The following is a 12568-nucleotide window of genomic DNA, read 5'->3' as shown; positions in this document are numbered from 1 at the left end:
GGACAGGGCGAACCACCGCCCCACGGGCTGGCGGGAGTCACCATCCGGAGGGGCGGGCGGGTCAAGGTTACTTTCGCGCGACAGGCCCGGCAATGAGACTTCACCTGACGTGCGCGGGACGGTCTGGCCCGCGCTGCACCACGCATGCGGCCGCGTCCGGTGACCCGACCGGCGGTCGTGGAGTATCACGCGCAACCCAGTGCCCGTCCGCCGACCCGATGCCCCTCTCCCGACCGCACGTCACCGTCAGCCGCCCCCCCCGCACCTCGGCCCCCGCCGACGTGCTGGCGCTGCGCGCCCGTGACGGCGATCCGGGAGCCTTCAGCGCGCTGGTGGAGCTGATGCAGCCGCGCGCCACGCGGTTCGCGCTCCAGATGACCGGCGCCGCGCGTGACGACGTGGACGACATCGTGCAGGACGCCTGGATCCGGACGCACCGGGCCCTGCCCCGCTACGACGCGAGCCGCAGCTTCGAGAGCTGGTTCTTCACGATCCTCGCCAACTGCTGCCGCTCGCTGCGGGTGCGGCTCCGCCGGCTGCAGCTGCGCGCCCAGCCCATGGACGACCAGCTGCGCGACGAGTCGATCGACGCCCTGATGGCCACCACCACCCGCAGTGACGTGGCGCGCGTGTTCCGCGCGCTGGCCACCCTGCCGGCGGCGCAGCGCGAGACCTTCCTGCTGCACCACGTGGAAGGCTTCAGCTACGAGGAGATTGCCGTGATCAGCGGCGTGGGCGTGTCGGCCTGCAAGATGCGTGCAAAACGCGCGATGGATGCCGTGCGCGAGCTCCTGCGCGAGGATGACCCTGATGCCTGACCCGATGGATGACCTGGACCAGCGCCTGTCGCGCGCACTGCACGCGATGCAGGACGTTCCCCCGTTCCCGCGCGAGGCGGCCGACCGCATCGCGGCCCGCGCCATCCTCGCCAGCTCACCGCAGGCCCGGGCCGGCGCGTGGACCCGCCGGCTCGCCGCGGCCGTGGTGCTGATGGCGGCCGGTGCCGCCGTGGTCACCGCCGCGCGACGCACCGCCGTGGTGCAGCGCAGCGAGCTCGCGATGGCGGGCGCGCGCGCCGTGGGTGGCGCGCCGGTGCTGCCGGCGGCGGGCGCCCCGCTGCTGCCGGTGTCGGCAGGCGGCGCCCGCCCGATCATCTTCGAGCTCGACGCGCCCGATGCACGCTCGGTGCAGGTGCTCGGCGATTTCAACCATTGGTCGCGTGACGCGACCGCGATGGAGCGCAGCGCCGACGGCCGCTGGCGCATCACCACCCTGCTGCCGCCCGGGCGCTACATCTACGCGTACCTGGTGGACGGGCACCGCTTCGAGCGCGACCCCGCACGCGACGCCGTCGAGGACCGCGACTTCGGCGTGACCGGCTCCGAGCTGGTCGTGGGCGAGGCCCCGTGAACCGGCTGGCGAGGCTGGCGCTCGTCGCACTCTGCGCCGCGGCACCGCTGCAGGGCCAGGGCGGGATGACCGAGGGTGAACGCGCCGCGCAGCAGCGGATCGACGTGATGCTGCGCGACTTCGACCGGCGCGGACTGCCCACGGCCCTGCTGCGCGCGAAGGTGGCCGAGGGCACCGCCAAGGGCGCGAGCCAGCCCCGGATCGCCGAGGCCGTCGCGCTGCTGGCGTCACGCGTGGACTCGGTCGCACGGCTGCTGGCACCGGCCGTGAGCGTGCCGGAGCTGCATGCCGGCGCCGAGGCGCTCTCGGTGGGTGTGTCCGCGCCATCGCTGCGGACACTGCGCGTGGCGGCCGGCCGGCGGTCGGCGGAACCGTACTTCCTGTTCGTGGTGCGGCTGATGCGGCGCGGCGTGACGCAGGAGCAGGCGGTGCGCGCGGCGCGCTCGCTGATCGACCGGCAGGTGCCCACGAACACCCTGCTCGCCATCGCCGACGACTTCGCGCGCGACGTAGCGGGTGGCGTGGCGCCGGCGGATGCCCTCAACGACCGCATGACCCGACTGGTCGGCGGCGCGGCGGCGTCCCCCGGGATCGGGAACGCGGCGGACGGATTCGGCATGGCCGGCTCCAACAGCACCCGCGGCAAGCCCTGAGATGCGTCGCCACCGTGCCGGCGTGCGGCGTGGGTGGGGTATCGCCGCAGGCATCCTGCTGTCGGCATCTGCCGGTTCGGCGCAGCAGCGCAGCGCCACCGCGCCGACGGCGCCGCCCCGCGCGAGGGTCGTCGGCACCCTGGAGTCCGGCGCCGCCGTGGTGCAGCAGCCGCTCGTGCGGAGCGGGGCGGCATTCTACCTGGCGCCAGGTGCCCAGCTCACGGCACGTGACCTGACGGTCGGCGGCAGCGCCGTGCTGGCGACGGGATCGCCGCAGTGGCAGTCGTTCCTCGGCAGCGGATACTTCCGCTCGCCCGCGCTGCGTGACGTCCGGCTCATCGGCACCGGCCAGCTTCTCAAGACCACCGGCATCGCACACACGATCCACGGCGATCTCGGGGCCGAGTGGCGGCGCGGCACTGCCGGCACCACCGGCGTGCTGCGCGCGCGCGGCGGGCAGATGCGCTTCAGCGGCGCCTGGTACCCTGACCTCGAGGCCGGCGGCACGGTGCTGCACACGCACGGCGCCACGTCGATCGCCCTCGACGGCACCTTCGCCGCCGCGCGGCGTCCCGCGACGCTGCAGCAGCAGCTCGGCGTGCGCGCCGGCGCCGGCGCCGCGTTCACGGCACGCACCCTCGACTTCACCCCGCGCATGATCTGGGAGCGGAGCCGCCTGCGCGCCGATGCGTCGGTCGCACTGCGTGCGGTGCAGCAGGGCGCGACCGGCACGCGCGTCGGCCCGCAGCTCTCGTTCACGCTGCAGACGGCGCGCGGGGTGTCGCTCTTCGTCGGCGGCGTGCAGCGCCTGCCCGACGTGCGCGCCGGCATCCCCTCCGGACGCACGGCGCTGCTCGGCGTGCGCATGGAAGGCCGGCGGCTGCTCGTGCGACCGGTGCCGGCAGCGACGACCGCCGCCACGCTGCTCGTGATCAACGGCACCCTCGTCATCGACAGCGGGCCGACCGACGTGGAGAAGGTCGAGTTGCGCGGGGACTTCACGGAGTGGGTGCCACGCACCTGCGCGCGCAGCGGCTCGCGCCGGTTCACCTGCGGCGCCGCACCGGCCGCCGGCACCTGGCGGGTCGCGATCCGGTCGAACAACGGCAACTGGGTGCAGCCCGCCAACCTCGCCGGCGCCGCGGACGACTTCGGGAGCGTGGACGGCGTGCTGATGACGAACGGCAAGCCCTGACCTCCCGCCGCACCGGCTGCGTCAGCCGCCTGCCTGCCCCACGCTCCGCAGGGCACGACCGCTGCGCTCGCGCGTGCGCACACCATCACGCAGCGCGAGCCGGCCGTTCACGATCACGTGCGGGATCCCGACGGGATACTGGAACGGCCGCTCGAACGTGGCGGTGTCGGCAACGCGTGCCGCGTCGAAGACGGTGACGTCCGCCGCCAGGCCGGGTCGCAGCCGGCCGCGATCAGCCAGCTTCAGGCGATCGGCCGGCACCGCCGTGAGCTTCCGGATCGCCGCCGACAGCGTGAGCACTCCGCGTTCGCGCACATAGCGCCCCAGCACGCGCGGAAAGCTGCCGATACCGCGCGGGTGCGGGCTGCCGCGACGCGTCGGCCCGTCGATGGCGTACGCCCCGCCATCCGTGCACACCATGCCGAGCGGGTGCGCGAGGATCCGCTCGAGGTTCTCCTCACTCATCGCGAAACCCGCCATGCTCACCGTGGCGTCGTTGCGCTGGATGAGTCCCACCAGCGCGGCATACGGCTCCGCCTTCGTGAGCGCCGCCCACGCACCGAGTCGCTTCCCTTCCGCGGCACGATCGACGGGATTGCGCACCGCCGTGACCTGCACGTTGTCCCAGCCGCCGAGCAGCTCGATCTTCGCGCGCACCTCGCGCTCGATCCGTTCCGCCTGCGCGGGATGCCGCAGCCGGGCGAGGAAGGCGGGGGTGCCCCCGTCGCGACTCCAGACCGGGAAGAGGTTGGTGAGGCCCGTCGCATACGCCAGGTATGGGTACCGGTCGAACGCCACGTCGAGCCCCTCGGCCCGCGCGGCCTCGATCTGCGCGAACACCTGCGGCAGCCGGCTCCAGTTGCGCGGTCCCTGCGTCTTGAGGTGCGAGATCTGCAGCGCACAGCGCGCGCCGCGCGCGACGGCGATCGATTCCGCGATCGCCTCCATCAGCCGGTCGTCCTCGTTGCGCATGTGGGTGGCGTAGACGAGCGCACGCGCCGCGAGCGGCCGGCAGAGCGCCACCAGTTCCTCCACCGAGGCGAACGCGCCGGGGGTGTACTCGAGCCCTGAGCTCGCGCCGCACGCACCGTCGGCCAGCGCGCGTTCCACCATGGCCACCATCGTGCGCAGTTCGGTCACCGTCGCGGGACGGTCATCCCCACCCACCACCGCGCCACGCACGCTGCCGAGACCCACCATCGAGGCCACGTTCGGCGATGGCCGGAGCGCCGTGAGGCGTGCGAAGAGCGCCGGGAAGCCGCTGGCCGCACTGCCGGTGGCACGCGAGCTGCCATCGGCGCCCGCGACGAGCGTCGTGATCCCCTGCCGGATCACCGACTCGGCGCGCGGGTCGGCGGAAAGCGACGAGTCACCGTGCGAGTGGATGTCGATGAAGCCGGGGGCCACGGCGAGCCCGCGGACATCGATCTCGATGCTCCCGCGACCGGCAAGCGCCACGCCCATCGCCGCGATCCGGTCGCCCTGGATCGCCACGTCCATCTCGCGGCCGTCGCCGCCGTTTCCGTCGAAGACCGTGCCGCCCCGCAGCACGAGGTCGAACGCCGGGCGCACCGGCCTGACGCGACCGGCGAGGTTCGCGCCCAGCGCCAGCGCGGTGCCGGTGGCAAGGAACTCGCGCCGTGACGACGGGGGGAGGCTCACCGGCTCACGCCCCCGCCGCGGCGGCCTGCCGTCGCCGGCGCTTGACCGAGAGTGGCAGCCAGAACAGCCAGATGCCGCTGGCCAGCATGATCCCGAGCGCGACGCCGGCGGGCAGGAAGAGCCCCAGCTTCGTGACGTCGCCCAGGAAGAAGGAGCCGTCATGGAGCGACTCGATCAGGTCGGAGCGACGATAGCGGGCCTGCAGCACGGCGCCGGTGCCGAGGTCCACCTGCACTTCCCAGTCGCCCGCGACGGTGACCTTCGCCAGGCCGCGATCGGCGCGGATGTCCATCCGCTTGATGTCGTCCCATCCCGCCACCTGCAGGCCCGGCACGGTCTGCACGGCCCGGACGATGCCGTGGAGGTCGAGCGTCGGCGTGGTGCCGGTGCCGCGGATCTCGGGCGGCTGCACCCAGCTCCACTGCTTCTTCACCTGCAGCAACACGCCGGTGGTGATGATCACGGCGATCGGCAGCGCGATGACGGCGCCGGCCCAGTAGTGAATACGACGGGTCAGGACACTGGGACGCACGAGCTGCTCTCCAGACGGGTGACGACGATGCGCGGTGGCCGCGCGGCCTGCGGAGGGGTGACGGCGTCATCCGCCGTCGGCTGCGAGCAACATATCGTCCGGCCCGCCGATGCCGGGTACGGTCGGCCGGCAGCCCGCCGCGCTCAGAGCGCGAGTTCGCGTCCCTGCCGCCAGGCACTCACGCCGGCGTTCGTGTCGTGCAGGAGGAGGAGCGCGTCGGGGCGGCCGTACTGTCGCATCAGGTCGTGCATCAGCGGCGCCTCCCCGCTCCACGGATAGCCGAAGACGACATCGAAGTCGTCGAGGGCCTGGCCGAGCACCAGGTAGCCCGACGCTCCGTCACCGGTGGTGGGCTCGGCGGCCCGCAGCGACCGGCCGGCGGTGGCGGCACCGGGCCGGCGGTAGCCGGTGGGAAGAAAGCTGCCGCAGGCGAAGCGTGCGCTCGTGCCGTGCCGACGGTTCAACCCCACGGCCACCTGGACGAGGTCACGGTCGAGTTCGATTCCACACGCGTCGAATCCCAGCAGGCTGGCCATCACCGTGATCACGCCGGTGGCCGAGCCGAGTTCCAGGAAGCGCTGGCCGGGGTGCCGGACGCGCACGAGTGCCGCGCGCACGACGGCGTAGTCGGCCGCCACGAACGGGTGGAACCCACGGTCGCGCACACGCCGGTCGAACGCTTCGAACAGCGCCCAGCCCTCCTCGCACACCGCGTCGAGGCGCGATGCGAGCGCGGCGTCTGGCGCGGGACCGGCGGGCGGTGGCGCCGCGGCTCGCGTGGGGGCGGATGGCATGCCGCGCAACCTAGTGGCGTGTAATCGAAGTTCCGGACGCAGTCGCCGGTCGGGGCATCCCGGCTGGCGGCGTTGAAAATCCTCGCAATACCGCTGGGTATTGCTGCGGTTTTCGCCTGGCCAACCAGGCGCCCCATCCGGCTGTGTGCTATTCGAGCTGCGATTACACGCCACTGGTGTGGCGATAAGGGTGGTACATCACGCCACGGTCCACCGCCCGGCGGCCAAGTATGAACGTGCGCCAATACAACGATCGTCAAGCCGCCCTGTATCCCTGCCGATAAGTGAGGTGAAGACGCCCTTCGCTGCACCAACGAACACCGGCTGCCCCACCCACCTATGCGCACACTGTTTTCCGGCCTCCGCGGCAAGCTCACGCTTGCGGCCGGACTGCCGTTGCTGATCGCCATCGCCTTTGCCGGCGTCGTGGTGAAGACGCAGTATGGACGCTGGCAGCAGGGCCGCGATCTCGAGCGGATCGCGATCCTCGAGGGCACGACCACCGCACTGATCCACGAGATGCAGGCCGAGCGCGGCCTCTCCGCCGGCTACATCGCCAGCGGCGGCACGCGGTTCGCACCGGAGCTCGCGGCCCAGCGCCTGCGCGCCGACAGCGTGCGCGACCTCTATCGCGCCTCGATGGCGACGACGCGGATCGCACGACTCTCGGCCACTGCGGTCCGCATCGAGTCCGCGATCGACAGCGCCGCCCTCACGCGCGCCGCCGTGGACTCGCGGCAGATCGCGGCGCCGCAGGTCCAGGCGCGCTACTCTGCGTTCATCGCGGTGATGCGGCAGGGGATCAACGACTTCACCAGGGACGTGACGGACGGCGACGCCCGCGTGGCGCTCCGCCAGATCGACGCGGTGGGGCACCTGAAGGAGTGGGCGGCGCGCGAACGCGGGGCCCTCAACTCGGTGCTGACACTCGGCGCGTTCTCCGACAACGACGTGTACCGGGACTGGATCACGGCCGTGGCCGGACAGGAGATCGCACTCGAGCAGCTCCGCAACGGGGCGACCGATGCGGTCGTCGCGCGGCTCAAGGCGATGGCGGTCGCACCGGAGGCGCGACGCATCGCGGCGATCCGCGACGTCGCGTACGCCGGCGTGGGTGGCGCATCGGTGAAGGCGGATCCGGCGGAGTGGTTCAGCACCACCACCGTCCAGATTCAGGCACAGCGGGCGATCGAGGTCGCGCTCACCGACACCGTCGCGGCGCACGCCCGTGACGCCTCCACCTCGGCGCTCACCACACTGGTCCTCGTGCTGGTCACCAGCCTCTGCGTGCTGCTGGTCTCGATCCTCACCGCCACGCAGACCATCCGTCACGTGCTCCGCGTCACGATGCGCGTGACCGACCGTGCGCAGCAGGTGCAGTCGCAGCTGCTGGTGCAGATCCAGGACGTGCTCAGCCGGCTGTCACGCGGGCAGTTCGAGGGCACCATCGACGACGACATCCCGCTCCTCGCCATCCGGAGCAATGACGAACTGGGGACGATGGCCGGGAGCCTGGACGGCATGATCACCGCCTCGCGCGGCACCGGCGTGGCCGTGGCGCTGGTGCAGGACACGATGCGCTCGCTGGTGAAGACCAGTCGCCAGATGGCCGATTCCGCCGTAGCCGGCTCGCTCACCGTGCGCGCCAACCCGGATGAGTTCGAAGGAGAGTTCCGGGAACTGGTGCAGGAGCTGAACCGCATGCTCGACGCGATCGAGACGCCGCTCTCGGAGGCCAAGCGTGCGCTCGAGAAGATGGCGAACCGCGACCTCGAGGTGCGGATGCTCGGCACGTACCAGGGGGACTACGACGCGATCGCCCAGTCCGTGAACACCGCCGCCGAGCAGCTCTCGGTGGCGATGCGGCAGGTGCGCCAGTCGGTGTACCAGGTGTCGGACGCGTCGGAGGACATCGCCTCCACCAGCGAGACGCTGGCGCACAATGCGCAGCGGCAGGCGCAGGCCATCGAGGCCGTGGACCACGCCGCGCAGGATCTGGCGCAGCTCGCGGAACGGGTGGCGGCGAGCGCCTCGGAGGTCACGGCGCTCGCGGGCTCCGCGCGCGCGAACGTCCAGGACGGCACGCGGGTGGCGAGCGACCTGGGTGAGGCGATCACGCGCATCAAGGAATCGAGCGACGCCACCAGCCGGGTGGTCAAGACGATCGACGAGATCGCGTTCCAGACCAACCTGCTGGCGCTGAACGCGGCGGTGGAGGCGGCCCGCGCGGGCGACGCCGGCCGCGGTTTCGCGGTGGTGGCCGAGGAGGTGCGCGCGCTGGCCCTGCGCAGTGCGGAGGCCGCCCGGAGCACCAGCGCGATGATCGAGGCGGCGGTGCAGGACGCCGATCGCGGCGTGACGCTGCGCGACGACGTGCAGCGCGTGCTGGGTGCCATCGCCACCGCCGTGGAGCGTGTGGACGAGATGGCGGCCGGGATGACGCGCGAGATCACCTCGCAGCGCGACCAGGTGCGCGACATCACGGGACGCATGAGTGAGCTGAACAGCCTCGCCCAGAGCGTGGCCGCCGGCGCCGAGGAAGGGGCGTCGGGTGCCGAGGAGATGCGGGCGCAGGCCGCGCGACTGGGCGATGCCGCGAAGGGGTTCAAGACGCGCGACTGGGCGAACCGCGATCGCCGGGAGCCGACTGGTCGCGGCGGCGCGACGAAGCGGCCGCCGGTGCCGGCGGCCCGTCCCCCGGCACGGCCGGCGCCGGCGCTCGAGGCACTGGACGAGCCGGTCGATGAACTGATGGGCTTCTGACCCGGCTGCGCGGCCGGCACCGGGGGCCGCGATGGTGAACAGCCGTTCTCAAGTTCCCCGGCGCACAGTCGAAACTCACCCTCCACACTGGCGGCGCCCGCCCTGCCAGTTCCCCTCTTCCCGGCTGTCCATGCGCGCCTTCTCCCACAGGTGGTCACCCGTCTCCGGCTGGAGCGACGGCACTGCGGCGGATCCGCAGGGCGCCGTGCAGCTCCTGCTGGCGTTCGGGCCTGTGGACGCACCGCCGCAGTCGTGGTTCGACGATGTCGCCGCGCGCTGGCCCAACGCGCGCCTCGTCTACTCGACGGCCGGGGGCCAGATCGACGGGCTGGACGTCGTGGACGCCGACGTCGTCGTGACCGGTCTGGCCTTCGAGCGCGCGCGCGTGCACGTGGTGCAGCATGACGGTGCCGGCATCCTTCCGTCGGCGGCGATGGGCAGTGACCTGGCCGCGGAACTGGCAGGACTCGCCGAGCTTCGCCACGTCCTGCTCTTCCTCGATGGCCTGTACATCGATGGCTCCGAATTCACGGCGACACTCACGGCGGGACTGCCCGCCGGCGTGTCGGTCTCCGGCGGACTGGCCAGTGACGGCGTGGCGTTCGTCCGCACCGGGGTGGGTGTGGACGGGCCACCCGCGGAACGACGTGTGGTGGCCGTGGCCCTCTGCGGCGCCTCGCTGGCGATCGGCACCGGCAGCGCCGGTGGCTGGGAGCCGTTCGGCCCCGAGCGCGTGATCTCACGCGCGTACGGCACCACGGTGCTCGAGCTCGACGACCAGCGGGCGCTGGACATCTACCGGCGCTACCTCGGCGACCTCGCCGCGGAGCTGCCCGGCAGTGCCCTGCTCTTCCCCCTCGCGCTCACCGCCGCGGACGGTGCGCCGAGTGTCGTGCGCACGATCCTCGGCATCGACGAGGCGGAAGGGTCGCTGCGGTTCGCCGGCGCGATGCCGCAGGGGTACCGGGTGCGGCTGATGCGCTCCACCAACGACAGCATCCTCGACGGCGCCCACCTCGCCGCCAGCGCCGCCCGCGCCGAGATGGACGGCGTGGAGCCGGCCGCGATGTTCTGCGTCTCGTGCATCGGCCGTCGCGAGGTGTTGCGCAGCCGCGTGGAGGAGGAGGTGGAGGAAGTGTCGCAGCTCGCTCCGGGTGCCGTGATCACGGGTTACTACAGCAACGGTGAGATCTCGCCACCGTCCGGCGCGGCCGGCCAGCGCGCGCTGCTCCACAACCAGACGATGACCATCACCGCGATCGGCGAGCGCTGATGCATCCGGCGCTCGCACGTCCGGTCCGGAGGCACCTCGGGGCGACGCCGCTCACGCCGGCGATGCAGGCCGTGCTCGATGCCGCCAGCCTCGCACTGGAGGACATGCAGCGCGACCGTGCCCTCTCGTCACGGACGATGGACGAGCTCTCGATGGAGCTCGAGGAGCGCTTTGCCAAGGTGCGCGCCTCGGAGGCGCGGTACAAGCGGCTCTTCGACGGCGTCCCGCACCCGACGTTCGTGCTGCGGCGCTCGGACCGGGTGGTGCTGGACTGGAACGCCGCGGCCGAGCGCACCTTCGGCTGGGCGTCCACCGAGGTGGCCGGCACGGCGGTCGATGCGTTGCAGCTCTGCACGATGGGGTGCCGGTTCCTGTCCAACCTGGCCGGCGACGAGCCGATCGAGGCGATGGGCGTGGTGGAGACACTGCTGCATGCGCGCGACGGGCGCACGGTGGAGTGCGAGGTGCAGGGCCTCGACATCCTCCTCGCCGACGTGCCGGCGGTGCTGGTCATGGTGCGCGATGTCACGGCGCAGCGCGCCGCCGAACGGGCGGAGCGCGACAGCTCGGCGCGATTCCAGGCCTTCTTCGACTACGCCGGCATCGCGATCCAGGTGCTGTCGGTGGACGGCACGATCCTGCAGGCGAACCCCGCCTGCCGCGACATGCTCGGCTACACGCCGGACGAGATGGTGGGCGCGCCGATCGAGCGCTTCCTCGCCCCGGAGGACGTGAAGGGGATCGCGAGCGCCTGCGCCGAGCTGATGACGGCGGCACGCGAGTCGGTCACGTTGGAGCAGCGCTTCGAGCACAAGGACGGCACGATCGTCTGGGGGCAGCTCACGGTCGCGCGCGTGCAGGCGGGGATCGAGTCGCGGCTGATGGTGATGCTGCAGGACGTGACGGAGCGGAAGCGGATGGAGGAGGAGCTCGTGCGCCGCGCGTTCCAGGACGACCTCACGGGCCTCGCGAACCGTGCGCTCTTCCACGACCGGCTCCGCCACGCCCTCAAGCGCCGCTCGCGGAACCGGTCGTTCGTGGCCGTGCTGCTGCTCGACCTGGATGGCTTCAAGCGCGTCAACGACTCGCTCGGCCATGCCGCCGGGGACCAGCTCCTGCGCGCGGTGGCCCAGCGCATCACCGTGGCGGTGCGGGCCGGTGAGACGGTGGCCCGGCTCGGCGGCGACGAGTTCGCGATCGTGATCGAGTCGGTGCAGGGCGAGGAGGAGGTGCACCAGCTGGCGGACCGGCTGCTGCGCGTGATCTCGCGGCCGGTGACGGTGGCCGATCGCGAGGTGGTGGTGAACGTGAGCATCGGGATCGCGCTGGCCACGTCAGGCGAGGCCGGCGACGCCGTGCTCCGCAACGCCGACGTGGCGATGTATGCCGCGAAGAACGCGGGCAAGCAGTGCGCCCGCCTCTTCGACCCGAGCATGCTGGCGCGGGCGCAGTCGTGGCTGGAACTCGAGCAGGACCTGCGTCGCGCGGTGCTGCACCACGAGTTCGAGCTGCACTTCCAGCCGCTGATGAACCTGCAGACCGGTGCGCTGCGCGGCTTCGAGGCGCTGCTGCGTTGGCGGCACCCGCGCCGCGGCCTGGTCTGGCCGGCGGAGTTCCTCGCGGTGGCCGAGGAGACAGGGGTGATCGTGCCGATCGGGCGCTGGGCGATGCGCGAGGCGTGCTGCTACGCCGCCGGGTGGGCCGAGCGCGCCGGCGACACACCCAGCATCTCCGTCAATCTGGCCCCGCGCCAGCTCGAGCACGAGCACCTGCTGGACGACGTGAAGTCGGCGCTGGCACAGTCGGGGCTCGATCCGCACCTGCTCGTGCTGGAGATCACCGAGAGCCAGATGATGCGCGCGCCCGACACGGCGCACGCGACCTTGCAGGCCATCCGCGCCCTCGGCGTGCGCATCGCCATCGACGACTTCGGCACCGGCTACTCGTCCCTGAGCCAGCTGCAGTACTTCCCGGTGGACGAGCTGAAGATCGACCGCACCTTCGTCGCGCGCATGGACCTCGGCGAGCGCGAGGCGTCGTTCGTGCGGACGATGATCACGCTGGCGCACTCGCTGGGCGTGGACGTGGTGGCCGAGGGCATCGAGCGGAGCACGCAGCAGAAGGCGCTCACGCAGCTCGGCTGCAACGCCGGCCAGGGGTTCCTCTTCAGCCACCCGCTGCCGATCAACGACGCGCTGATCTACCTCGCCACCCACGACGATCCCGTCCTGGCCGAGGAGGCGCGGGCCAACACCCGCGCGCTCGCCAGCGGCGAGTGAGGCGGCC

10 protein-coding genes are annotated in these 12568 nt (G+C 72.3%); 7 read left to right on the top strand and 3 right to left on the bottom strand.

The window, feature by feature from the left end; genetic code table 11:
• The first annotated feature begins 218 nt into the window (after positions 1-218).
• The 4 genes from IT355_21000 to IT355_20985 are packed head-to-tail and all read left to right on the top strand — an operon-like array spanning position 219 to position 3258.
• Positions 219-818, top strand: a complete 600-nt coding sequence (locus IT355_21000) for an RNA polymerase sigma factor (GenBank protein ID MCC7055760.1) — start codon at positions 219-221, stop codon at positions 816-818.
• Positions 811-1410 carry an isoamylase early set domain-containing protein gene (locus IT355_20995; protein MCC7055759.1) on the top strand — a complete coding sequence of 200 codons (600 nt, stop codon included), beginning with the start codon at positions 811-813 and terminating at the stop codon, positions 1408-1410. The genes IT355_21000 and IT355_20995 overlap by 8 nt, the downstream gene beginning before the upstream one ends.
• The gene (locus IT355_20990; protein ID MCC7055758.1) at positions 1407-2063 is read left to right on the top strand and encodes a hypothetical protein; all 657 of its coding nucleotides are present in this window, start codon (positions 1407-1409) and stop codon (positions 2061-2063) included. Before IT355_20995 ends, IT355_20990 begins: the two co-directional genes overlap by 4 nt.
• Position 2064: 1 nt before the next feature.
• Positions 2065-3258, top strand: coding sequence for a hypothetical protein (locus tag IT355_20985; GenBank protein MCC7055757.1), 1194 nt, complete (start codon positions 2065-2067; stop codon positions 3256-3258).
• Between the two features lie 21 nt (positions 3259-3279).
• On the opposite strand, the gene IT355_20980 is transcribed toward IT355_20985, so the two are convergent.
• The 3 genes from IT355_20980 to IT355_20970 all read right to left on the bottom strand — a co-directional run bounded on the left by IT355_20980 (position 3280) and on the right by IT355_20970 (position 6246).
• Entirely contained in the window at positions 3280-4920 is a 1641-nt protein-coding gene (locus IT355_20980; GenBank protein ID MCC7055756.1) for a D-aminoacylase, read from the bottom strand.
• Positions 4921-4924: 4 nt separating this feature from the next.
• Positions 4925-5452, bottom strand: coding sequence for a PepSY domain-containing protein (locus tag IT355_20975; GenBank protein ID MCC7055755.1), 528 nt, complete (start codon positions 5450-5452; stop codon positions 4925-4927).
• A 143-nt stretch (positions 5453-5595) separates the two neighbouring features.
• Positions 5596-6246, bottom strand: coding sequence for a hypothetical protein (locus tag IT355_20970; GenBank protein ID MCC7055754.1), 651 nt, complete (start codon positions 6244-6246; stop codon positions 5596-5598).
• A 339-nt stretch (positions 6247-6585) separates the two neighbouring features.
• On the opposite strand from IT355_20970, the gene IT355_20965 reads away from it, so the two are divergent.
• From IT355_20965 to IT355_20955, 3 genes are all read left to right on the top strand, one after another.
• On the top strand, positions 6586-9009 hold the full coding sequence (locus IT355_20965; protein ID MCC7055753.1) for a nitrate- and nitrite sensing domain-containing protein: 2424 nt from the start codon (positions 6586-6588) through the stop codon (positions 9007-9009).
• Between the two features lie 130 nt (positions 9010-9139).
• Positions 9140-10282 (top strand): FIST C-terminal domain-containing protein, encoded by a 1143-nt coding sequence (locus IT355_20960; GenBank protein MCC7055752.1) that lies wholly within the window; start codon positions 9140-9142, stop codon positions 10280-10282.
• Entirely contained in the window at positions 10282-12561 is a 2280-nt protein-coding gene (locus tag IT355_20955; protein MCC7055751.1) for an EAL domain-containing protein, read from the top strand. Before IT355_20960 ends, IT355_20955 begins: the two co-directional genes overlap by 1 nt.
• Positions 12562-12568: the final 7 nt, after the last annotated feature.

Source organism: Gemmatimonadaceae bacterium (assembly GCA_020851035.1).
Lineage (GTDB): Bacteria > Gemmatimonadota > Gemmatimonadetes > Gemmatimonadales > Gemmatimonadaceae > JACMLX01.
The sequence above is the reverse complement of the archived record's forward strand: the minus strand, read 5'-3'. Positions and strand labels throughout refer to the sequence as shown.

Bases quoted from the DNA above. Each gene is read 5' to 3' on its own strand.
- IT355_21000 (MCC7055760.1), top strand. From the start codon at position 219: ATGCCCCTCTCCCGACCGCACGTCACCGTCAGCCGCCCCCCCCGCACC.
- IT355_20995 (MCC7055759.1), top strand. From the start codon at position 811: ATGCCTGACCCGATGGATGACCTGGACCAGCGCCTGTCGCGCGCACTG.
- IT355_20985 (MCC7055757.1), top strand. From the start codon at position 2,065: ATGCGTCGCCACCGTGCCGGCGTGCGGCGTGGGTGGGGTATCGCCGCA.
- IT355_20970 (MCC7055754.1), bottom strand. From the start codon at position 6,246: ATGCCATCCGCCCCCACGCGAGCCGCGGCGCCACCGCCCGCCGGTCCC.
- IT355_20965 (MCC7055753.1), top strand. From the start codon at position 6,586: ATGCGCACACTGTTTTCCGGCCTCCGCGGCAAGCTCACGCTTGCGGCC.
- IT355_20960 (MCC7055752.1), top strand. From the start codon at position 9,140: ATGCGCGCCTTCTCCCACAGGTGGTCACCCGTCTCCGGCTGGAGCGAC.
- IT355_20955 (MCC7055751.1), top strand. From the start codon at position 10,282: ATGCATCCGGCGCTCGCACGTCCGGTCCGGAGGCACCTCGGGGCGACG.